The organism is Oleiphilus sp. HI0132 (genome assembly GCF_001635845.1).
On the sequence record NZ_LWGJ01000729.1, the window covers coordinates 1 to 790 of the forward strand.

The following is a 790-nucleotide window of genomic DNA, read 5'->3' on the forward strand; positions in this document are numbered from 1 at the left end:
TATGCCTATTCACCGTAAAGCACCTACTTACGCAGAGCAAGCAGCATCGGCTGAATTGCTAGAAACCGGTATCAAAGTAATCGACTTGGTTTGTCCATTCGCTAAGGGTGGTAAAGTTGGTCTATTCGGTGGTGCGGGCGTTGGTAAAACTGTAAACATGATGGAATTGATCAACAACATCGCACTGAAGCACTCTGGTCTTTCAGTATTCGCAGGTGTTGGTGAGCGTACTCGTGAGGGTAACGATTTCTATCACGAAATGCAGGAAGCTGGCGTTGTAAACCTAGAGACTCCAACAGACTCTAAGGTAGCGATGGTATACGGTCAGATGAACGAGCCACCAGGAAACAGGCTACGTGTTGCCTTGACTGGTTTGACAATGGCTGAGAAGTTCCGTGACGAGGGTAAAGACGTACTATTGTTCGTTGATAATATCTACCGTTACACACTGGCAGGTACTGAAGTATCAGCACTGCTAGGTCGTATGCCTTCAGCGGTAGGTTATCAGCCTACACTAGCTGAGGAAATGGGTGTTCTTCAGGAGCGTATTACATCTACTAAGACTGGTTCGATCACATCGATCCAGGCAGTATATGTACCTGCGGATGACTTGACTGACCCATCTCCAGCAACAACCTTCTCTCACTTGGATGCAACAGTTGTATTGAGTCGTGACATCGCTTCTAAGGGTATTTACCCAGCGATCGATCCACTAGACTCTACTTCTCGTCAGCTAGATCCTTTGGTGATTGGTGCTGAGCACTATGAAATTGCACGTGGTGTACAGACA

General features: G+C 47.0%; 1 protein-coding gene. It reads left to right on the forward strand.

From position 1 onward, the window contains the following. On the forward strand, positions 1-790 hold a 790-nt coding region (atpD, locus tag A3766_RS08660; RefSeq protein WP_068642086.1), incomplete at both ends, for a F0F1 ATP synthase subunit beta.